Genomic DNA, 20,704 nt, shown 5'->3' on the forward strand with positions numbered 1-20,704 from the left:
GTATTGCCATCTCTCTGGCACCGTATTTCATTTCGAGCACCAGTCGTGGCAGGCATGGTCTGTGTCGCGTTGACGCTGTCTGGCTGTGCCAGCCGCGGCATCCTGGGTGAAAAGCCGGCCATCACGTTGAAAGAAGGCAAGGAAGTCGTGCCCGAGCGGGGCGCGCAGACGACGACCGTCACGCCGCTGCAAAAATTCATGTGGTTTTTCTCGCCGTATCGTCCTGACATTCAGCAAGGCAACTTTGTCTCCGAAGAGATGCTGGCCCAGTTGAAAGTGGGCATGACGCGCGACCAGGTGCGTTTCGTCCTCGGCACCTCGTTGCTGACCGACATCTTCCATGCCGACCGCTGGGATTATCCATTCCGCCTGGCCCGGGGCAGTGGCGAAACCACCACCAGCCGCGTGGTTGTGTATTTCGGCAAGGATGGCAAGGTTGAACGTTTCGAAGGCGGCAACTTGCCGACGGAGAAAGAATACATCGACCGCATCGCCGGCCCGTCGCCATTCGCCAAGGTCGCCAAGGCCGACGTGCCTGCCGCCGCCGTGCCATCGCCCGTGGCGCCAAGCGCCGTGCCGGTACCAGCCGATGCCGCTCCTGCCATTCCTGTGAGCAAGCCTGACGTTGCGCCAGCACCTGCAACGGTGCCTGCCGCTGAGCCTGCACCTGCACCTGCTGCCGAACCCACCAAATAAGTTGTTGTAAGAGAATAAAATGACTGAACTGAAAATTGCCATCGCTGGCGCCAGCGGCCGCATGGGCCATATCCTGATCGAAGCGGTCAGCAATGCACCCGACGCCGTGCTGGCCGGCGCGCTCGACCGCGCTGGTTCGCCTTCCGTCGGCCAGGATGCCGCCGCCTTTCTCGGCAAGCCTGCCGGCGTGCTGATCGAATCCGACTTGGCCAGCGGCCTGGCTGGCGCCGATTACCTGATCGACTTCACGCGTCCAGAAGGCACTTTGCAGCACCTCGCGTATTGCGCCGAGCACGGCATCAAGATGATCATCGGCACCACCGGTTTCGATGACGCGGGCAAGGCTGCGATTGCCGCCGCCGCCGAAAAGACGGCCATCATGTTCGCACCGAACATGAGCGTGGGCGTGAATGTCACCATGAAGCTGCTGGAACTGGCCGCGAAAAGCCTGTCCGAAGGCTACGATATCGAGATCATCGAAGCCCATCACCGCCACAAGGTCGATGCGCCATCGGGCACGGCCCTGCAAATGGGTGAAGTGGTGGCCGGCGCCCTGGGCCGCGACTTGAAGGAATGCGCCGTGTACGGCCGCGAAGGCGTGACGGGCGAACGCGACCCGTCGACCATCGGCTTTGCCACCATCCGCGGTGGCGATATCGTCGGCGACCATACGGTGTTGTTTGCCGGTATCGGCGAGCGTATCGAGATCAGCCACAAGTCGAGCAGCCGCGTCACCTACGCCCACGGCGCCCTGCGCGCCGCGCGTTTCCTGGCCGACAAGCCTACCGGCCTGTTCGACATGCAGGATGTGCTGTCGCTGAAGAACTGAGGAAGATCATGGCCACTGCCATCCTGAATGGAAAAGATATCACCGACGCAGCGAGCTTCCACGCGCAATGCGTGCAAGCCTTCGGTTTCCCCGAGTTCTACGGCAACAGCATGGATGCCTGGGTCGATTGCCTCAGCTATCTGCGCGACGAGGACGGCATGAGCAAGTTCCGTCTGAAGCCGAATGAACTGCTGGACATCGTCGTGCAAGACGCGGAGGCAATGAAAGCGCAAGTGCCTGATTTACTGGAAGAAATCACGTTCTGTATCGCCGGCATCAATGAACGCTATGAAGATTATGGCGAAAAACCGGCGCTGAAATTGACGCTGAAGTAACGCTGAAGATAAAAAAACGCCGGACAGTTTTACAACTGGCCGGCGTTTTTCTTTAGACGATCTTGCGCTCGCGCAAGCCGTCAATCTCTCCACTGTCCAACCCCAGCCATTGCTGCAGCACTTCCTGCGTATGCTGGCCCAGCAGCGGCGGCGGCAGCCGGTATTGCACTGGCGAACTTGAGAGGCGCACGGGATTGGCCACCAGCGCCACCGTGCCCGCCGTCGGATGCGGCATCTCCACTTTCAAGCCACGCGCCACCACTTGCGGGTCGGCAAAGACCTGGTCGATGCGGTTGACGGGACCGCACGGCACGGCTTGCGCCTCGAAGGCGCTGATCCACTCGGCCGTCGTGCGCATGACCGTGGTCTGGCGCATCAAGGGGATCAAGATCGCCCGGTGCGCCACGCGCTGCGGATTGGTGGCGAAGCGTTCATCCTGCGCCCATTCCGGATGGCCGGCGACGGCGCAAAAGCGGGAGAACTGCCCATCGTTGCCGATCGCCAGAATCATGTCGCCATCGGCCGTGGGAAAGTCTTGATATGGGACAATGTTCGGATGCGCATTGCCCATGCGCTGCGGCACTTTTCCCCCGCACAGGTAGTTGGCTGCCTGGTTGCCCAGCGCCGCTACTTGCACGTCGAGCAAGGCCAGGTCGATGTGCTGGCCCAGTCCCGAGCGTTCCCGTTCGGCCAGCGCAGCCTGCACGGCGATGGTGGCGTACAGGCCCGTCAGGATATCCGTCTGCGCCACGCCCACTTTTTGCGGCCCGGCGCCCGGCTGGCCATCGGGCACGCCCGTGATGCTCATCAGGCCGCCCATGCCCTGGATCAAAAAGTCATAGCCGGCGCGCGCCGCGTACGGTCCATCCTGGCCAAAGCCGGTGATCGAGCAATACACGAGGCGCGGGTTGAGTGCCAGCAAGCTGGCCGCATCGAGGCCGTATTGCTTCAAGCCATCGAGCTTGAAATTTTCCAGCAAGACATCTGATTCGGCCGCCAGCTGGCGCACCAGCGCCTGGCCTTCGGGAGCAGCCAGGTCGATGCATAGCGAGCGCTTGTTGCGGTTGGCGCACTGGAAATAGGCGGCCTCGGCAGTATCACGGCCGTCCTCGTTTTTCAGGTAGGGCGGGCCCCAGGAGCGCGTGTCGTCGCCGCGGCCCGGCTGTTCAACCTTGACGACGTCGGCACCGAGGTCCGCCAGCATTTGCCCGGCCCAGGGGCCGGCCAGCACGCGCGACAGGTCGAGCACGCGCAAGCCGACCAGCGGCGCGGGCCGCAGGATGGAAGCCAAGGCATCCATTAGTTGAAGGCGGCGATGCCGGTGATGGCGCGGCCGATGATCAGCGCGTGCACATCGTGCGTGCCTTCATAGGTGTTGACCACTTCCAGGTTGACCAGGTGGCGGATGACGCCGAACTCGTCGGAAATGCCGTTGCCGCCCATCATGTCGCGCGCCACGCGGGCAATATCGAGAGCCTTGCCGCAGCTGTTGCGTTTCATGATCGAGGTGATTTCCACGGCGGGCGAACCTTCATCCTTCATGCGGCCCAGGCGCAAGCAGCCTTGCAAGCCCATGGTGATTTCCGTCAGCATGTCGGCCAGTTTCTTTTGCACCAGCTGGTTCGCGGCCAATGGGCGGCCGAATTGCTGGCGGTCCATCGTGTACTGGCGAGCCTTCAGGTAGCAGTCTTCGGCCGCGCCCAGCGCGCCCCAGGCGATGCCGTAACGGGCGCTGTTCAGGCAAGTGAACGGGCCTTTCAGGCCGCGCACGTCGGGGAAGGCGTTTTCTTCCGGGCAAAATACTTCATCCATGACGATTTCACCGGTGATGCTGGTGCGCAAGCCGACCTTGCCGTGGATTTCCGGCGCCGACAGGCCTTTCCAGCCTTTTTCCAGCACGAAGCCGCGGATCGCGCCTTCATCGTCCTTGGCCCAGACGACGAACACGTCGGCAATCGGGCTGTTGGTGATCCACATCTTGGCGCCCGACAAGCTATAGCCGCCCGGCACTTTGCGCGCGCGCGTGACCATGCTGCCAGGATCGGAGCCGTGGTTCGGTTCCGTCAGGCCGAAGCAGCCGATGAATTCGCCCGTCGCCAGTTTCGGCAGGTATTTTTGCTTGGTTTCTTCGTTGCCGAAAGCGTTGATCGGCACCATCACCAAGGAGGATTGCACGCTCATCATCGAGCGGTAGCCCGAATCGACGCGCTCGACTTCGCGTGCGGCCAGGCCGTAGCAAACATAGTTCAGCCCGGCGCCGCCGTATTCTTCGGGTATGGTGGTGCCCAGCAAGCCCAGCTCGCCCATTTCGCGGAAGATGGCCGCGTCCGTGCGGCCATGGCGGAACGATTCGAGGACCCTTGGCACCAGGCTGCCCTGGCAATAGTCGCGGGCCGCTTCCAGCACGGCGCGTTCGTCGCCCGTCAGTTGTTCTTCCAGCAGCAGGGGGGAATTCCAGTCGAATACGGTTTTGCTCATCACAGGCCTCGCAGGTGAGCGCCGGTGATCGGCGCAAGATTGAATATGGCTCATGGTAGGTTTTTGCCTAGCCTTGCGCAAACGATTTTTTCGCACCCAGACATGCGTGCTACGCATATCTTGCGGCATACTAGGGGTCTTTTACCGGCCGGATACCTCCATGTCACGCAAAATTCCCATGCTGCAAGCCTTGAACTGCTTCGAGGCGGCTGCGCGGCACCAGAGCTACACACATGCGGCGCGCGAATTGTCGCTGACGCAAAGCGCCGTGTCGCGCCAGATTTCATCTCTGGAAAGCTTTCTTGGCGTGCAACTGTTCCAGCGCACGCGCCATGGCGTGCTGCTGACCAGCGCCGGCGCCGCGTATGCGCGGCAGATCGCCGCCCGCCTCGATGGCCTGGAGCGCGACACGCTCGACACCATGGCGCGCCAGGGCGGCGGCGGCGCCTTGCAGCTCGCTTCCGTTCCCACGTTTGCCACGCGCTGGCTGATGCCGCGGCTGTCGTCGCTGGCGGGCTTGCACCCGGACATCGTCGTGCATATCGACGCCTACACAAAACCGTTCATGTTTGCCGATACGGAATACGACGGCGCGCTGTATGCGGGCACGCCCGAGCAGCTGGCGCGCTGGCCCGGCACGCGCGCCACCTTGCTCATGCATGAGGAAATCGTGCCCGTCGCCAGCCCGCGCCTGCTGGCGGCGCGCAGCGAGTGGCAGCCGCAGGATTTACTGGAACTGACCTTGTTGCAGCAAAGTACGCGCCCAGGCGCCTGGCGCCAGTGGTTTGACGCCATGCAGGTCGAGGGAGAAGGACGCGATGGGGCGCACTATGGCGCCCGCTATGAACTGTTTTCCATGCTGGCCATGGCGGCCGTGCAAGGGCAGGGCGTGGTCTTGCTGCCACGCATGCTGGTCGAGGCGGAACTGGCGCGTGGCGAATTGCAGATCGCATGCGAGCGCCCATTGCGCGGCCAGCGCGCGTATTACCTGATCACGCCCGAAACGGCACATGAAAAGACGGCCCTGCAGCAATTTCGCGCATGGCTGCAGGGCGCAGCCGCCTAAACGACTTTGCTGGTATCGAAATGGGGATTGTCGATCAGGCCGATCTGGTTGCCGAACGGGTCGAGCAATTCCACCGTGCGGATGCCGTCGCCCACGTCCGTGATCGGGTGGTGCAGGGTGCCGCCCAGCGCAACGATGCGCTCGACTTCCTGCTCGATGCCGTCCACGCCCCAGTACGTCACACTGCCCTGCGCGCCAGGCTGGCCATCTGGCAGCAAGCCCAGCTCGAAGCCGCCGATATTAAAACCGACATAGAACGGCTGGTCGAAATACGGCGCGGTACCAAATACCTGGCTGTACCAGGCTTTGGCCTTGTCCAGGTCGGGGACGGGATAGGTGACGGTGCGTAAACCCTTGATCATGTTCTGCTCCTGGTGAATGAAGAATGGCGCCATCATGCCATCGGCGTGCGGCGCGCGATTGTAAAAATGGAAGGTCTCAATGCTGGCGGCGCATGAACCACGCCTCGGGCGAACTGCGGGCGAAATCCTGGAAGTCGTGGATCAGGTGCGACTGGTCGAAATAACCATATTGCAAGGCCACTTGCGCCCAGTCCGGCTCTCCCGCGATGCTTGTCAACCCCTGGCTGGCCGCGCGAAAGCGGCAGATGCGGGCAAACAGCTTCGGGCTGATGCCGACTTGCTGGCGAAATTGCAGCGCCAGGTGCTGGCGTGACACGCCCAGCTGGCGCGCCAGGCCATCCACGCGCACTTGCCCCGCTGCCGCTTCGATGGCGGCGATGGCATGCTCGGCCGCGCCCGCCTGACGCCGTGGCGGCGCGGTGCGCAGGCGCAGCAATAGATACTCTTGCAAAATAGAAACTCTTTGCGCATTGGACAAGGGTTCGCTCCACAGGGCGTCACCGAGGCGCGCCGCCAGTTCGCGGCCCCACAGCTGCTGCAAGCCCGTGCGGCCATCGCTGAGTTCGCACAAGGGCAGCTGGAAGAAGCGGGCGGCCGCGCCCGGCTTGAAGCGGGCCGCCACCGTTTGCACGAGACCCTGGCTGACGACGGCAATCGGCGCCGTCATCATGCCCACGGCAAAGCTGGCGTCCTGCTGGTCCTGGCACAGGATGTCGATGCAATTGTCGGGCAAGACCTGGTGCGTCTGGGGCATGGCGCCCGTCTGCACGCGGCAGGTCCAGACGCAATCGAGCCAGGGCCGCAGGGCGGGGATGGGCGGATATTCCTGGTAGACGATCATGGCCGGCTTTGATGCAAAGAACAAGATTGTGTATATATTACACAGCATAATTGCGCGCCGGCCAAAATATGCGAACCCGGGCCGCCAGCGTGCCGCGCTATCGGGCGGCGACAACCAGTATAATGCTCGGTTCATATCCACTATTGGCCGGGCCACGCTGGTCGCACATCATCATGCAAGATAAATATAGTCCCGCCGACGTCGAACAAGCCGCCCAATCGCACTGGAAGGCGATCGACGCCTATAAAGCCGTCGAACACGACCCGCGTTTCCCAAAAGGCAAGTATTTTGCCTGCTCGATGCTGCCTTACCCTTCGGGCAAGCTGCACATGGGTCACGTGCGCAACTATACGATCAATGACGTGATGTACCGCTACCTGCGCATGAACGGCTACAACGTGCTCATGCCGATGGGCTGGGATGCGTTCGGCATGCCGGCGGAAAACGCGGCTATGGCCAACAACGTGCCGCCCGCCCAATGGACGTATTCGAACATCGCCCACATGAAGCAGCAGATGGAATCGATGGGCCTGGCCATCGACTGGTCGCGCGAAATGACCGCCTGCAAGCCCGAATACTACAAATGGAACCAGTGGATGTTCCTCAAGATGCTGGAAAAAGGCATCATCTACAAGAAAACCGGTACCGTGAACTGGGATCCGATCGACCAGACCGTGCTGGCCAACGAACAAGTCGTCGATGGCCGCGGCTGGCGTTCGGGCGCGCTGATCGAAAAGCGCGAAATCCCCATGTACTACGCGCGCATCACCGATTACGCGGAAGAATTGCTGGCGTATGTGGATGACAAGCTGCCGGGCTGGCCCGAGCGCGTGCGCATCATGCAGACCAACTGGATCGGCAAGTCGACGGGCGTACGCTTCGCCTTCCCGCACACCATCGCGGACGCCGAAGGCAGCCTGATCGGCGACGGCAAGCTGTATGTGTTTACCACCCGTCCGGACACCGTCATGGGCGTGACCTTCTGCGCCGTGGCCGCCGAGCACCCGCTGGCCATCCACGCCGCGCAAACGAATCCTGCGCTGGCCGCCTTCAACGCCGAATGCAAGCTCGGTTCCGTGATCGAAGCGGACATGGCAACGATGGAGAAGAAGGGCATGCCGACGGGCCTGTTCGTCACCCATCCGCTGACGGGCGCGCAAGTGGAAGTGTGGGTCGGCAACTACGTGCTGATCACCTACGGCGATGGCGCCGTGATGGGCGTGCCGGCGCATGACGAACGCGATTTCGGCTTTGCCAAGAAATATGACCTGCCGATCAAGCAAGTCATCGAAGTCAAGGGCCAGGAATTCTCCACCGATGCGTGGCAAGAATCGTATGGCAGCAAGGATGGCGTCTGCGTCGCTTCCGGCAAATACGACGGCCTGCATTTCGCGTCCGCCGTCGATGCGGTGGCCGCCGACCTGGCTGAACTGGGCCTGGGCGAAAAGAAAACCACCTTCCGCCTGCGCGACTGGGGCATTTCGCGTCAGCGCTACTGGGGCACGCCGATCCCGATGATTCACTGCGCCGATTGCGGCGTGGTGCCGGTGCCGGAAAAAGATCTGCCGGTGGTGCTGCCGGAAGACTGCGTGCCGGACGGCACGGGCAACCCGCTGAACAAATACGAAGCCTTCCTGCAGTGCGACTGCCCGCAGTGCGGCAAGCCGGCGCGCCGCGAGACGGACACCATGGATACTTTCGTCGATTCGTCGTGGTACTACATGCGCTATACCTCGCCAGGTTCGAACGACGCCATGGTCGACGCGCGCAACGATTACTGGATGCCGATGGACCAGTACATCGGCGGCATTGAACACGCCGTCATGCACTTGCTGTACGCGCGCTTCTGGACCAAGATCATGCGCGACTTCGGCCTGGTCAAGTTCGACGAGCCGTTCGTCAACCTGCTGACGCAAGGCATGGTGCTCAACGAAACGTATTTCCGCAAGGACGCGGTGGGCAAGACCACCTGGTTCAACCCGGACGACGTGCGCCTGTCGCTCGATGACAAGGGCCGTCCGCAAAGCGCCGCCCTGGTGGCCGACGGCCAGCCGGTGGAAATCGGCGGCACGGAAAAAATGTCGAAGTCGAAGAACAACGGCATCGACCCGCAAGCGCAGATCGAGCAGTACGGCGCCGACACGGCCCGCTTGTTCACCATGTTCGCCTCGCCGCCGGAACAGACGCTGGAATGGTCGGGCAGCGGCGTCGAAGGCGCGAACCGCTTCCTGCGCCGCGTGTGGAACTTCGGTTACGCCCAGTCGACAACGATCCAGGCAGCACTGGCTGGCGGCGCCGCACCGGCCACGGGCGACGCGCAGAAAAACCTGCGCCGCGAATTGCACAAGCTGCTGCAGCAAGCCGATTACGACTTGAAGCGCATCCAGTACAACACCGTGGTGTCGGCCTGCATGAAGATGCTCAACACGCTGGAATCGGCCAAGCTGGACGACAGCGCGCAGTCGAAGGCGCTGATCGCCGAAGGCTTCTCCATCTTCCTGCGTCTGTTGAACCCTGTCGCGCCGCACATCACCCACGTGCTGTGGCAGGAACTGGGCTACGCTGGCGTGCACGGCGACTTGCTCAACGTCGCCTGGCCGCAAGTCGATCCGGCTGCATTGGAACAGTCCGAGATCGAGATGATGATCCAGGTGAACGGCAAGCTGCGCGGCTCGATCACGGTGTCCAAGGATGCGGACAAGGCCAGCATCGAAGCGGCTGCGCTGGCGTGCGAAAGTGTGCAGAAGTACGTCGAGACCACGCCGAAGAAGATCATCGTCGTGCCAGGCAAGTTAATCAGCATCGTGGTGTAATCATGACGACTTCCTCTCAAGTATCGCTGTTGGGCCGCCGTGCCGTGCTGGCATTGGGCCTGACTGTTTTGCTGTCGGCCTGCGGCTTTCATTTGCGCGGTTCGAACGGCAGTTTCATGCTGCCGTTCGCGACGATGTACATCGGCTTGCCCGACACGTCGCCGCTGGCGATCGGCCTGAAGCGCTATATCCGCGCCATTGGCAGCACGGAGGTGGTGAGTACCAAGGATGGCGCCGACGCCGTCCTTGAAGTGCTCAACGACCCGGAGAGGAATCGTACCAAGACCATTTTGTCGCTGAACAAAAATGGCCGCGTGCAAGAGTACCAACTTGGCTATTCGATCAATTTCCGCGTGGTGGACAAGGCCGGCAACCAGTTGCTGGCACCGACGACCATCAGCCTGGTGCGTCCGATTACCTTCGACGAATCGCAGGTACTGGCCAAGGAAACGGAAGAAGCGGCGCTGTACCGCGACATGCGCAACGACCTGGTGCAGCAGATCATGCGCCGTCTGGCCGCCATCAAGCCGGTGCTGCCGGCCATGTCGGTGGCGCCAGTGGCGCCCGTGACGCCGGTCGCGCCGGCAGCCCCGCAGCAGTAACGGGGACGCCATGCAATTGCGGATAGACGCGCTCGATGGGCATGTGGCCAAGCCGCTGGCGCAGCTGTATGTGATCACCAGCGACGAACACTTGCTGGCGCTGGAAGCGGCCGACAAGATCCGCCGCGCGGCGCGCGCGCAGGGTTACTCCGAGCGCGACGTGCTGACGGTGGAGCGCAGCTTCAAGTGGGGCGAGCTGCTGGCGGCGAACCAGGAGCTGTCGCTGTTCGGCGATAAAAAACTGATCGAGCTGCGCATCCCCACCGGCAAGCCGGGCAAGGATGGCGGCGCGGCGCTGCAAAGCTACGCGAAAAACCTCAGCCCCGACAATCTGACCCTGATCACCTTGCCCAAGCTGGACTGGGCCACGCAGAAGGCGGCCTGGGTCGCCAGCCTGCAGCAGGCGGCCGTGTATATCGACATTCCGAACGTGGAACGGGCGCAGTTGCCGGCCTGGATATCGCAGCGCCTGGCGGCGCAGGGGCAAAGCGCCGAACGGGCCAGCATCGACTTCATCGCCGAACGGGTGGAAGGCAATTTGCTGGCGGCGCACCAGGAAATCCAGAAACTGGGCCTGCTGCATGCCGCGGGCAAGCTGACGTACGAACAAGTGCAGGACGCGGTGCTGAACGTGGCCCGCTATGATGTCTTCAAGCTGTCCGAAGCCATGCTGGCTGGCGACCCGGCGCGCCTGGTGCGCATGCTCGAAGGCTTGAAGGGCGAGGGCGAGGCGCTGCCGCTGGTCTTGTGGGCCGTCTCCGAGGAAATCCGCACGCTGTTAAAATTGAAGGCCGGCATGGCGCAAGGGCGTCCATTGGGCGCGCTGCTGAAGGAATACCGCATCTGGGGTCCGCGCGAGCGGATGATGGAACCGGCCCTGCGGCGCATTTCGCTGCCCGTGCTGGAGGCGGCGCTGCAGCAGGCGGCGCAGGTGGACAAGATGATCAAGGGCTTGCGCGCCAAGGGCTACGCGGGCGACGCCTGGGACGCCATGCTGCAGCTGGGCCTGAAGATCGCCAAGGGTTAACTTTTATGGATACGAGCATGGACATCTCAGAATATATGCAGGACGTGGGCACGCGCGCGCGCGCCGCCTCGCGCGCCATGGCGCGTGCCGACAGCGCCACGCGCAACCGCGCCTTGAGCCTGATCGCCGCCGCCATCGTGCGCGATGCCGACCTGCTGCGCGCGGCGAACCAGCGCGATCTCGATGCGGCTGCTGCCGCCGGTCTGGCGCCGGCCATGCTCGACCGCCTGACCCTGTCCGACGCCGCCATTGCCACCATGGTCGAAGGCTTGACGCAGATCGTCTCGCTGGCCGATCCGATCGGCGAAATCTCGAACATGAAGTTCCGCCCGACGGGTATCCAGGTGGGCCAGATGCGCGTGCCGCTGGGCGTCATCGGCATCATCTATGAAGCGCGTCCGAACGTGACGGTGGACGCGGCCGGCCTGTGCATCAAGAGCGGCAACGCGACGATCTTGCGCGGCGGCTCGGAAGCGATACACTGCAACCGCGCGCTGGCCAAGCTGGTGGCGGAGGGCTTGCAGGGAGCAGGCCTGCCGGCCGATGCCGTGCAAGTCATCGACACCACGGACCGTGCCGCCGTCGGCGCCCTCATCACCATGCCGCAATTCGTCGACGTCATCGTGCCGCGCGGCGGCAAGGGCCTGATCGCGCGCCTGATGGCCGAGGCCACCGTGCCGATGATCAAGCACCTCGACGGCATCTGCCACGTGTATATCGACGCCAAGGCCGATATCAGGAAGGCGATCGATATCGGCTTCAACGCGAAGTGCCACCGCTACGGCACCTGCAACACCATGGAAACTTTGCTGGTGTCGCGCGCCATCGCCGCTACCGTGCTGCCGCAGCTGGCTGAACTGTATTTGACCAAGCAGGTGGAACTGCGCGCCGATCCGGAAAGCCATGCGATCCTGGCCGCCGCTGCGTATCCGCACCTGGTGCCCGCCACCGAGGAAGACTGGTCCACCGAATACCTGGCGGCCATCCTGTCGGTGAAGGTGGTCGACGGCATCGACGAAGCGATGGACCACATCAACCAGTATTCATCGAAGCACACGGAATCGATCATCACGGAAGACTACAGCGATGCGCTGCGCTTCCTGCGCGAAGTCGATTCCGCCTCGGTGATGGTGAACGCGTCGACGCGTTTCGCCGACGGTTTTGAATATGGCCTGGGCGCCGAAATCGGCATCTCGAACGACAAGCTGCATGCGCGCGGTCCCGTGGGACTAGAAGGCCTGACTTCGCTCAAGTACGTGGTCTTTGGCCACGGCGAAGTGCGCAAATAGTCTCTTTCGCGGGCTGCCCACGAGGCGGCCCGTGCTCTCGTTTTTCTCCACCTCCGACACTGGAAACCCCATGCTCTTTCTCTGGACCAAAGCCTTCCACATCATCTTCGTCATGTCCTGGTTCGCCGGCCTGTTTTACTTGCCGCGCATCTTCGTGAACCTGGCGATGGAGACGGAAACGGTCGCCACCGAGCGCCTGCTGCTGATGGCGCGCAAGCTGTACCGCTTCATGTCGCTGCTGGCGCTGCCGGCCATGGTGCTGGGGCTGGCGTTGATGTGGATGCTGTATGGCGGGGGCGAAGGCCGCATGAAGATGCCGGGCTGGATGCATGCCAAGCTGACGTTCGTGGTGCTGCTGCTCGGCTATCACCACGCCTGCGGTTCCATCCTGCGCAAGTTTGAAAAAGGTCTCAACAAGCGCAGCCACACTTGGTTCCGCTGGTTTAATGAAGTGCCGGTGGTGATGCTGCTGGCCGTCGTCGTGCTGGTCGTGGTCAAGCCTTTCTAAGGGAGTCGAGATGAGTGCAAGCCAGAGCAAAGTCGTGCAGTATTTCTTCGCCCCCCACTCGCCATGGACCTATCTGGGACATGCGCGCCTGATGGCCATCGCCGCGAAGACGGGCGCACAGATTGACGTGCGTCCCTTCGACCTGGGCAAGGTCTTCAGTGTGTCGGGCGGCTTGCCGCTGGCCAAGCGCGCACCGCAGCGCCAGGCGTACCGCCTGGCCGAACTGGCGCGCTGGTCGGCTTTTCTGCAGGTGCCTTTGACCCTGCAGCCGAAGTTCTTTCCCGTGTCGCCGGAAGCCTCGGCCAAGCTGATCATCGCCACGCGCCTGGCGCACGGCGTGGAAGCATCGCTGAATCTGGCGCACGCCATCATGCGCGGCCTGTGGGCCGAAGAGCGCAATATCGGCGACGAGGAAACCCTGGTGCAGATCGCGCTGGACGCCGGGTTTGATGGCCGCCAGCTGCTGAAAACGTCGGAAACGGCCAGCGTGCAGGCGGAATACGATGCCAATACGGAGGCAGCTACCGCCGCCAGCGTCTTTGGCTCGCCGTGGTACATCGTTGATGGCGACGGGTACTGGGGCCAGGATCGCCTCGATTTTGTCGAGCGGGCGCTGGCAGGGTAGTCAGGCAAAAGCAGTTTTCTAAACGTAGTATTTTTTAACGTAGTAAGCAGCGCCTGTAATTTAGCGGGCGTTCAACACAATGGAATAAGGGTACACCAACCATGGCTTCATATTTTTGCCCATGCCCGCGCGGCATGGAAGCGGCGCTGGCCGAGGAACTGGGCGAGATCGCCCAGGATAGTTCGACCATGAAGGTCCACAACCAGGTGCCGGGCGGCGTACATTGCTCGGGCGACCTGCTGGACTCCTACCGTATCAACCTGCATTCGCGCATCGCTTCGCGCGTGCTGATGCGCATGGCCCATTCCGGCTACAAGACGGAAAACGATATCTATGACCTGACCCTGGCGCAATCCTGGGAAGACTGGTTCGGCGTGCACCACACGATCCGCGTCGACGTCACGGCCGTCAAATCGCCGCTGCGCAGCCTGGAATTCACGACCCTGAAAATCAAGGATGCGATCTGTGACCGCTTCCGCGACCAGTTCAACGAGCGTCCTTCGGTCAATACCAAGACGCCGGACATGCGCATCGTCGGCTTCCTCGACGCGCACACCTTCACGGTCTACCTCGACACCTCGGGCGAAGCCCTGTTCAAGCGCGGCTGGCGCGAAGAGACGGGCGACGCGCCGCTGCGCGAAAACCTGGCCGCCGGCCTGCTGCGCGTGTCGGGCTGGAAGCCTGGCATGGTGCTGTTCGACCCGATGTGCGGTTCCGGCACCATCCTGGCCGAAGCGGCGCAGATGCTGCAGGGGATTCCGCCAGGTGCCTCGCGCCAGTTCGCGTTTGAAAACTTCCACGACTTCGATCCGGCACCGTGGAATGCCATGAAAAACGCCATCAAGGTCAATCCGCTGCCGGCCGAACCGACCATTTTCGGCAGCGACATCTCGGGTGACATGGTCGCCATGACGCGCCATAACCTGCGCTGCGCCGGCGTGCGTTTCGACGTGCCCCTGAAACAGATCGAGGCGCAGGAAGTCAAGCCGCCAAGCGACGTGCCGGGCATCATGCTGACCAACCCGCCGTATGGCGAGCGTATCGGCGTGCGCGGCGACAGCACCATCCCGGAAGATGAACTGTCGACGTCCTTCTATTCGGCCATGGGCACGACCCTGAAGCAGCGTTTCGCCGGCTGGACCGTGTTCCTGTTCACGGCCGACCTGGGCTTGCCCAAGCTGCTGCGTCTGAAGGAAGCGCGCAAGACGCCATTCTTCAACGGCGCGCTGGAATGCCGCTTGTTCCGCTTCGATATGGTGGCCGGATACAACCGCCGTGAAGAGGCGAAGCCGAAACCACAGCAGTAAGCGTTCACCGCAAGACCCCCGCAGTAACCCCGCGCGCGGACCGCAACCGGTCCGCGCGCCACTTTGGATCCGCCATGTTTCCCACCCCTCCGGCCGATGTGCCGCCCGACCCGGTCACCCCCGTTCCGCCTCCCACGCCGAGCCACATGGCGCCGCTGAGCCGCGGTGCGCTGGCCATGATGCTGGCCGGGCTGTCGATGCTGGGTCCCCTGTCGATCGACACCTATCTGCCCGCGTTTGGCGCGATCCAGGGTTCGCTGCAGGCGTCGCCGCTGGAAGTGCAGCAGTCGCTGACGTTCTACATGCTGGCCTTTGCCGGCATGGTGCTGTGGCATGGCGCCATCTCGGATACTTTTGGCCGGCGCAACGTCATTCTCGTGTCGCTGCTGATGTTTGCCATCGGCTCGCTCGGCTGCGCATCGGCGCACACGGTGCACTACCTGTGGTTCTTCCGCATCATGCAGGGCGTGTCGGCCGGCGCCGGCGTGGTGATCAGCCGCGCCATCATCCGCGACCTGTACGCCGATGCGGCGGCGGCGCGGCTGCTGTCGCTGGTGACGATGATCTTTTCCATCGCCCCGGCCGTGGCGCCGATTCTCGGTGGCTGGATCGTCATCTGGTTTGACTGGCGCTCGATCTTCCTGTTCCTCGCCTTTTACACAGTGGTGCTGCTGGCGTTCTGCTACTGGCGCCTGCCAGAAACCCTGCCGATGGAAAAGCGCCAGCCGTTCAATCCCCGCTTCCTCGCGTCGAGCTATGGCCAGATCCTGCGCTCGCCCCTGTTCCACATCAAGGCCGGCATCGTTGCCCTCAATTTCGCGGGCCTGTTCCTGTTCATCACGGCCGCGCCGGAAATGCTGCCCAAGCAGCTGGGCCTGGGGCCATCGCAATTCGCCTGGCTGTTCATTCCCTGCGTGAGCGGCATCTTCATGGGTGCCGCTGCGGCCAACCGCATCGCCGGCAGAATCACGTTCGCGCGCCAGATTGGCATCGGCTTTGCCTTCCTGCTGTGCGCCGCCAGCGTCAACGTCGTGTATCACCTGTTCCTGCCGCCATCGTTGCCCTGGTCGGTGCTGCCCCTGTTCTTCTACACCTTCGGCATGTCGCTGGTGGGGCCGGGCGCGACCCTGCTGGCGCTCGACCTGTTCCCGCATATCCGCGGCACGGTCGCTTCCTGCCAGTCGTTTGCCAGCACCTTGCTGGGCGCCGTGGTGGCCGGCGTGATCTCGCCGCTGCTGTCCGGCTCCGTGCTGTGGCTGGCATCGGGCCAGCTGGCGTTTACGGGCCTGGCGCTGGCCCTGTGGCTGATATCGCGGCGCTTCCGCCACCGTTTGCTGGGTTCCTTCAAGGCATAAGTTTCCACTGCAGAACGCTAGATTTATTTCAACTTAATTTTCTATATTGCAAGTAATATCCGGCGCTTATGATAAGATGACTTCTTTCCCGGCATCCTCTCAGGCAATAGTTTTTTTGGTTACAGGAGTGGAGGATTCCTCTGAACGTGGCCGCGCTTCGCTGCTAAGCGCTCATCCTTTTCGAACCGGCAATGCCTGATACGATGCATCAATCTGATCAAGATATTCGCAATCGCCTGCTGATTGCCCGCCTGCCGGCCATGCCGCAGATCCTCATCAAGCTGATCGCCCACCTGCAGGCCGACGATGCCGGCATGCCGGAGCTGGCCGCGCTGATCGCCAAGGATGCGGGCATGACCAGCAAGATCCTCGGCGTGGCCAACAGCTCGGCCTACCATCGCCAGAGCAAGGTCGTCAGCCTGGAGCAATCGCTCGTGTCGCTGGGCACGGACATGATCAAGACCCTGGTCATCAGCGAATCCGTCTTCCAGACCTTCAACAGCTTCCCCCATTCCGGCAGCACGGATTTGCGCGCCTTCTGGAAAAGTTCGCTGTCGGCCGCCGTCATGGCGCGCGCGCTGGCCAAGGCCATGGCGTATCCGCACGTCGAGGAAGCGTATCTGGCCGGCTTGCTGCACAATGTGGGCCGTCTGGCCTTGCTGGCCACGGCGCCGAAGGAATACGCATTCAATTTCACGGCGCGCGACGATGCCGCCCTGTGCGCGGTGGAGCAGCGCACCTTGCAGATCACGCATGCCGAAGCGGGCGCCTGGCTGATCGAGCGCTGGCATCTCGATTCCTTCCTGGCCGACAGCGTGCTGTATCACCATGAACCGCTGGCGCGCCTGGAAGCGAGCCATCCCCTGATCCGCATCGTGCGCCTGGCGCACCTGCTGTGCTGCCATGCCGACGATGCGGACGAGGCCGAGTCCATTGCGCAGGCGGCAAGCCTGTGCGCGCTGGACGCCGAGGTGCTGCAAGACCTGGCCGGCAGCGTCGCGCGCCAGGTGGCGCAGGCCGCGCAGCACCTGGGCATCGACCTGGCCGGCGCGGACGATATCGCCACGCCGCCCGCGTATGCGCCGCCAGCCGTCGATCCGGTGCAGCAGCGCCTGTCCGATGAAGTGCGCAACATGGTGCTGGTGTCCGAAGTGGGCCAGACCTTCGCCCGGCAACAGGGCGAGAGCAGCCTGCTCGAAGCCATCACGCGCTCGGCGCGCATCCTGTTCGATTTCGACACCGCCGTCATCCTGCTGCAAAACCCGACCGGCCATGCGCTGGTGGGCGTGGCGGCAGGCGAACATCAGCATCGCCTGGCCGGCTTCTCGATCCCGCTGGCCAAGGGTGGCCCCCTGGCCGCCTCGGCGCTGGAGTGCCAGCTGGCGTTCCTGAAACGCGACATGCCGGCGCTGGGCATCGTCGAGGAGCAGCTGTTCCGCATTCTCGGCACCGACAGCCTGGTCTGCGTGCCGCTGGCGGCGGGCCAGCGCAGCCTTGGCGTGCTGATTGGCGGCGTGGCCGCGTGGCAGATTCCTTCTTGCCAGAAGCGCGAGGGTTTCCTGCGCGCCTATGCCAACCAGGCCGCCACGGCGCTGGAAACGGCCATCAGCGCGCGCAGCCTGGCACGGCGCCAGCTCGATCACGTGGCCGAGGAATACCGCGCCGCGTCGCGCCGCGTCGTGCATGAGGTGAATAACCCGCTGTCCATCATCAAGAATTACCTGAGCGTGCTCGATCACAAGCTGGAGAAGCAGGAGCCGGTCATCGGCGAGATGGCTATCCTGAACGAGGAAATCGATCGCGTCGGCCAGTTGATCAGCGGCCTGGCCGATCTGCAGCCGGTGCCGGCCAGCGGCGTGACCGATTGCGCGCGCGTGGTCGACGACGTGCTGCGATTGTTCCGCGCCACCGACTTCCTGCCGTCGAAGATCGAAGTGGTCACGCGCATGCAGGATGCGCCATGCGAGGTGGAGGCCGATGCCGACATGCTCAAGCAAATCCTGCTCAACCTGCTGAAAAACGCCGTCGAAGCCTTGCCTGATGGCGGACGCATCGAAGTGGCGAACCGTGGCCACGTCAACCGCGACCGCCGCCTGTACCTGGAACTGTGCGTCAGCGACAATGGCGCCGGCCTGGCGCCGGAAGTGCTGGCCAATCTGTTTTCCCCTGTGCGCAGCAGCAAGCAAGGGGCGCATCACGGCCTGGGCTTGTCCATCGTGCATGACCTGGTCACGCGCCTGCATGGCGTGATCGGCTGCCGCAGCAGCAAGACCGGCACCTCGTTTGAAATTCTACTGCCCATTCCCGTGCCGGCGAGCGCTGCAACCGCGCTGCCCGCGCCCGGCAATACCGCCTTGTCTTCGTAACGTCCATGAACTCCTCCGCCATTCCGTTTGACCTGGAAAACAGCCCGCGCATCCTGCTGGTCGACGACGAGCCCCGTTTGCTCGCCTCCCTCCACGAATTGCTGAAGGACCGCGGTTACCAGCTGTACACGGCGACCTGCGGCAGCGAGGCGCTGGCGCAGTTGTCGAAACTGCGCTTCGACCTGATCCTGCTGGACTTGCGCCTGCCCGACATGAGCGGCCATGAAATCATGGACCACATCAACCGGCGCGGCATCGAGGGCGACGTGATCGTCATGAGCGGCGACGTCGGCATCGAGGCGGCCATCGGCGCCCTGAAGCGTGGCGCCTACGATTATCTGCGCAAGCCGTACAGCCGCGAGGAGCTGCTCAAGACGGTGGAGAACGCGCTGCAAAAGCGCAAGCTGGCGCTGGAAAACGAGCGCATCGCGCTGCAGCTGGAAAACTCGGAAAAGATGTACCGTTACCTGGTCGACAGCTCGCCCGACATCATCTATACCCTGAACCATGAAGGCCGCATCACCTTCATCAACGACCGTGTGCACCAGTTGCTGGGCTTTAGCCGCGAAGAGCTGATCGGCAGCCATTATTCCATCCTCGTGCACGATGAAGACCAGGAGCGGGCGCGCTATGCCTTCAATGAGCGCCGCATCGACGAGCGTGCCTCGCGCAATGTGGAATTGCGCCTGAAGTGCCATAGCGGCAGCGGCAGCGACCGTACCTTCAACAACACCTTGATGACGGTTCCGCTCAATTCGATCGGCATGCACGATCACGAAGCCCGGAAGCAGGAATACTTCGGCACCTACGGCGTGGCGCGCGACATCACCGACCGCAAGCGCGCCGAGGAAGTCATCTCGTACCAGGCCTATCACGACATTCTGACGGACCTGCCGAACCGCATGCTGTTCAAGGACCGCCTGGGGCTGGCCGTGATCCAGGCGCGGCGCAAGCTGACGGAACTGGCCGTGATGTTCATCGATCTCGATCGCTTCAAGCTGGTCAACGATACCCTGGGCCACGTGAAGGGCGACGAGTTGCTGCAGCAGGTGGCGCTGCGCCTGAAGGATTGCCTGCGCCGCGGCGATACGCTGGCGCGCCAGGGCGGCGATGAATTCACCATCGTGCTGCCGGAACTGCGCGACCGCCAGGATGCACGCCTGATCGCCGACAAGTTCCTCGAATGCCTGCACCAGCCCTTCGACCTCGATGGCAACCAGGTGCATATTTCGGCCTCCATCGGCATCGCCATCTATCCGGGCGACGGCGAGACCATCGACGAGCTGCTGCGCCACGCCGACATTGCCATGTACCAGGTCAAGGCGCTTGGCAAGAATGGCCACAGTTTTTATCATGAGTCCATGCTCGACGTGTCGCACCAGAAGATCGCGCTCGAACAAAGCCTGCGCAAGGCGCTGGAACTGAACCAGCTGGAGATGTATTACCAGCCGCAGGTGGATGTCATGACGGGCCGCATCGTCGGCGCCGAAGGCCTGATGCGCTGGAACCACCCGCAGCGGGGCTTGCTGACGGCCGGCGAATTTTTGCCGTTCGCCGAGGAAAACGGCTTGATGCTGCCGATCTCGGACTGGATGCTGGGTGCCCTGTGCCGCGACCTGGTGCAGTGGAATGCGGCCGGCGGCGAAGCCGTGCGCCTGTCGCTCAATCTGTCGCCGCAATACCTGGACCGGGGCGACTTTTTCGAGAAGATGCGCGGCGCGCTGACGCGCTATGGCATCGCGCCGGAAAAGATCGAAGTGGAGATCACGGAAAACATCTGCATCCGCAATCCGCAGTATGCGATCGAGCAGTTGAACAAGCTGTGCCAGCTGGGCGTGTCGGTCGCCATCGACGATTTCGGCACCGGCTATTCCTCGCTATCGTATTTGCACCGCTTCCCCATCCACACGATCAAGATCGACCAGTCGTTTGTGAAGGAAATCCACGACGAACACGGACACTATCCCGTCATCCTGGCCATCATCTCGATCGCGCGCGGACTGGGCCTGCACCTGATCGCCGAGGGCGTGGAAACGGAAGGCCAGGCGCGCTACCTGCAGGACAAGGGCTGCACCACGATGCAGGGCTATCTGTACCACCGGCCCATTTCGCTGGGCAGTTTCATCGGCGTGCTGCAGGAGCAGAACCGCCTGATCGCCGATGCCGCCCCCGCGGTGCCCCAGACGCTGGCCATCGAGGCTTGAC

General features: G+C 63.0%; 18 protein-coding genes. 14 read left to right on the forward strand and 4 right to left on the reverse strand.

The genetic code is table 11. The features are described from left to right. The first annotated feature begins 54 nt into the window (after window positions 1-54). The 3 genes from SJI03_RS00570 to SJI03_RS00580 are packed head-to-tail and all read left to right on the forward strand — an operon-like array spanning window position 55 to window position 1,860. A complete protein-coding gene (locus SJI03_RS00570; RefSeq protein ID WP_416208719.1) occupies window positions 55-696 on the forward strand; it encodes an outer membrane protein assembly factor BamE in 642 nt (213 codons plus the stop codon). Window positions 697-715: 19 nt separating this feature from the next. Next, complete coding sequence (gene dapB / locus SJI03_RS00575; protein ID WP_322425904.1) at window positions 716-1,525, forward strand: 4-hydroxy-tetrahydrodipicolinate reductase; 810 nt, start codon at window positions 716-718, stop codon at window positions 1,523-1,525. Between the two features lie 8 nt (window positions 1,526-1,533). Further along, window positions 1,534-1,860 carry a barstar family protein gene (locus tag SJI03_RS00580; RefSeq protein WP_322425905.1) on the forward strand — a complete coding sequence of 109 codons (327 nt, stop codon included), beginning with the start codon at window positions 1,534-1,536 and terminating at the stop codon, window positions 1,858-1,860. A gap of 52 nt (window positions 1,861-1,912) precedes the next feature. Here SJI03_RS00580 and SJI03_RS00585 read toward each other — a convergent pair whose 3' ends face one another. Together SJI03_RS00585 and SJI03_RS00590 are read right to left on the reverse strand one after the other, a co-directional pair. Continuing rightward, window positions 1,913-3,160, reverse strand: a complete 1,248-nt coding sequence (locus SJI03_RS00585) for a CaiB/BaiF CoA-transferase family protein (RefSeq protein WP_322425906.1) — start codon at window positions 3,158-3,160, stop codon at window positions 1,913-1,915. Continuing rightward, entirely contained in the window at window positions 3,160-4,338 is a 1,179-nt protein-coding gene (locus tag SJI03_RS00590; RefSeq protein ID WP_035822683.1) for an acyl-CoA dehydrogenase, read from the reverse strand. The genes SJI03_RS00585 and SJI03_RS00590 overlap by 1 nt, the downstream gene beginning before the upstream one ends. Before the next feature lie 160 nt (window positions 4,339-4,498). Here SJI03_RS00590 and SJI03_RS00595 point away from each other — a divergent pair, with 160 nt between their 5' ends. After that, window positions 4,499-5,404, forward strand: coding sequence for a LysR substrate-binding domain-containing protein (locus SJI03_RS00595; protein ID WP_322425907.1), 906 nt, complete (start codon window positions 4,499-4,501; stop codon window positions 5,402-5,404). Here SJI03_RS00595 and SJI03_RS00600 read toward each other — a convergent pair. Both SJI03_RS00600 and SJI03_RS00605 read right to left on the reverse strand, forming a co-directional pair. Continuing rightward, complete coding sequence (locus SJI03_RS00600) at window positions 5,401-5,766, reverse strand: VOC family protein (RefSeq protein ID WP_322425908.1); 366 nt, start codon at window positions 5,764-5,766, stop codon at window positions 5,401-5,403. The genes SJI03_RS00595 and SJI03_RS00600 overlap by 4 nt on opposite strands. A 76-nt stretch (window positions 5,767-5,842) precedes the next feature. Beyond that, window positions 5,843-6,631 carry a helix-turn-helix domain-containing protein gene (locus SJI03_RS00605; protein ID WP_322425909.1) on the reverse strand — a complete coding sequence of 263 codons (789 nt, stop codon included), beginning with the start codon at window positions 6,629-6,631 and terminating at the stop codon, window positions 5,843-5,845. A gap of 149 nt (window positions 6,632-6,780) precedes the next feature. Here SJI03_RS00605 and leuS point away from each other — a divergent pair, with 149 nt between their 5' ends. The 10 genes from leuS (at window position 6,781) to SJI03_RS00655 (ending at window position 20,703) form a co-directional block, all read left to right on the forward strand. After that, complete coding sequence (gene leuS, locus SJI03_RS00610) at window positions 6,781-9,420, forward strand: leucine--tRNA ligase (protein WP_322425910.1); 2,640 nt, start codon at window positions 6,781-6,783, stop codon at window positions 9,418-9,420. A gap of 2 nt (window positions 9,421-9,422) precedes the next feature. Then, window positions 9,423-10,022, forward strand: coding sequence for an LPS assembly lipoprotein LptE (gene lptE, locus SJI03_RS00615; protein ID WP_322425911.1), 600 nt, complete (start codon window positions 9,423-9,425; stop codon window positions 10,020-10,022). 10 nt (window positions 10,023-10,032) lie between these two features. Further along, window positions 10,033-11,049: a DNA polymerase III subunit delta gene (gene holA, locus SJI03_RS00620; protein ID WP_099403942.1), complete on the forward strand. Its 1,017-nt coding sequence runs from the start codon at window positions 10,033-10,035 to the stop codon at window positions 11,047-11,049. A gap of 17 nt (window positions 11,050-11,066) precedes the next feature. Then, window positions 11,067-12,338, forward strand: a complete 1,272-nt coding sequence (locus tag SJI03_RS00625) for a glutamate-5-semialdehyde dehydrogenase (protein ID WP_322425912.1) — start codon at window positions 11,067-11,069, stop codon at window positions 12,336-12,338. Between the two features lie 70 nt (window positions 12,339-12,408). Then, window positions 12,409-12,846 carry a CopD family protein gene (locus SJI03_RS00630; protein WP_034745744.1) on the forward strand — a complete coding sequence of 146 codons (438 nt, stop codon included), beginning with the start codon at window positions 12,409-12,411 and terminating at the stop codon, window positions 12,844-12,846. A 10-nt stretch (window positions 12,847-12,856) separates the two neighbouring features. Next, on the forward strand, window positions 12,857-13,471 hold the full coding sequence (locus tag SJI03_RS00635) for a 2-hydroxychromene-2-carboxylate isomerase (protein ID WP_322425913.1): 615 nt from the start codon (window positions 12,857-12,859) through the stop codon (window positions 13,469-13,471). Between the two features lie 101 nt (window positions 13,472-13,572). Next, on the forward strand, window positions 13,573-14,778 hold the full coding sequence (locus SJI03_RS00640; protein ID WP_374106359.1) for a THUMP domain-containing class I SAM-dependent RNA methyltransferase: 1,206 nt from the start codon (window positions 13,573-13,575) through the stop codon (window positions 14,776-14,778). 74 nt (window positions 14,779-14,852) lie between these two features. Then, window positions 14,853-16,133, forward strand: coding sequence for a multidrug effflux MFS transporter (locus tag SJI03_RS00645; RefSeq protein ID WP_199534204.1), 1,281 nt, complete (start codon window positions 14,853-14,855; stop codon window positions 16,131-16,133). A 203-nt stretch (window positions 16,134-16,336) separates the two neighbouring features. Beyond that, window positions 16,337-18,499, forward strand: a complete 2,163-nt coding sequence (locus tag SJI03_RS00650) for an HDOD domain-containing protein (RefSeq protein WP_322425914.1) — start codon at window positions 16,337-16,339, stop codon at window positions 18,497-18,499. A gap of 5 nt (window positions 18,500-18,504) precedes the next feature. Next, window positions 18,505-20,703, forward strand: a complete 2,199-nt coding sequence (locus SJI03_RS00655) for an EAL domain-containing protein (protein WP_099376296.1) — start codon at window positions 18,505-18,507, stop codon at window positions 20,701-20,703. The last annotated feature ends 1 nt before the right edge of the window (window position 20,704 follow it).

Source organism: Janthinobacterium sp. GMG1 (assembly GCF_034427795.1).
In the GTDB taxonomy this organism is placed as follows: Bacteria; Pseudomonadota; Gammaproteobacteria; order Burkholderiales; family Burkholderiaceae_D; genus Janthinobacterium.

Coding starts and splice junctions, on each gene's coding strand:
- SJI03_RS00600 (WP_322425908.1), bottom strand. CDS start 5,766: ATGATCAAGGGTTTACGCACCGTCACCTATCCCGTCCCCGACCTGGAC.
- SJI03_RS00585 (WP_322425906.1), bottom strand. CDS start 3,160: ATGGATGCCTTGGCTTCCATCCTGCGGCCCGCGCCGCTGGTCGGCTTG.
- SJI03_RS00595 (WP_322425907.1), top strand. CDS start 4,499: ATGTCACGCAAAATTCCCATGCTGCAAGCCTTGAACTGCTTCGAGGCG.
- SJI03_RS00625 (WP_322425912.1), top strand. CDS start 11,067: ATGGACATCTCAGAATATATGCAGGACGTGGGCACGCGCGCGCGCGCC.
- SJI03_RS00655 (WP_099376296.1), top strand. CDS start 18,505: ATGAACTCCTCCGCCATTCCGTTTGACCTGGAAAACAGCCCGCGCATC.
- SJI03_RS00630 (WP_034745744.1), top strand. CDS start 12,409: ATGCTCTTTCTCTGGACCAAAGCCTTCCACATCATCTTCGTCATGTCC.
- SJI03_RS00570 (WP_416208719.1), top strand. CDS start 55: ATGGTCTGTGTCGCGTTGACGCTGTCTGGCTGTGCCAGCCGCGGCATC.
- dapB (WP_322425904.1), top strand. CDS start 716: ATGACTGAACTGAAAATTGCCATCGCTGGCGCCAGCGGCCGCATGGGC.
- SJI03_RS00635 (WP_322425913.1), top strand. CDS start 12,857: ATGAGTGCAAGCCAGAGCAAAGTCGTGCAGTATTTCTTCGCCCCCCAC.
- leuS (WP_322425910.1), top strand. CDS start 6,781: ATGCAAGATAAATATAGTCCCGCCGACGTCGAACAAGCCGCCCAATCG.
- holA (WP_099403942.1), top strand. CDS start 10,033: ATGCAATTGCGGATAGACGCGCTCGATGGGCATGTGGCCAAGCCGCTG.
- SJI03_RS00590 (WP_035822683.1), bottom strand. CDS start 4,338: ATGAGCAAAACCGTATTCGACTGGAATTCCCCCCTGCTGCTGGAAGAA.
- lptE (WP_322425911.1), top strand. CDS start 9,423: ATGACGACTTCCTCTCAAGTATCGCTGTTGGGCCGCCGTGCCGTGCTG.
- SJI03_RS00645 (WP_199534204.1), top strand. CDS start 14,853: ATGTTTCCCACCCCTCCGGCCGATGTGCCGCCCGACCCGGTCACCCCC.
- SJI03_RS00640 (WP_374106359.1), top strand. CDS start 13,573: ATGGCTTCATATTTTTGCCCATGCCCGCGCGGCATGGAAGCGGCGCTG.
- SJI03_RS00650 (WP_322425914.1), top strand. CDS start 16,337: ATGCATCAATCTGATCAAGATATTCGCAATCGCCTGCTGATTGCCCGC.
- SJI03_RS00580 (WP_322425905.1), top strand. CDS start 1,534: ATGGCCACTGCCATCCTGAATGGAAAAGATATCACCGACGCAGCGAGC.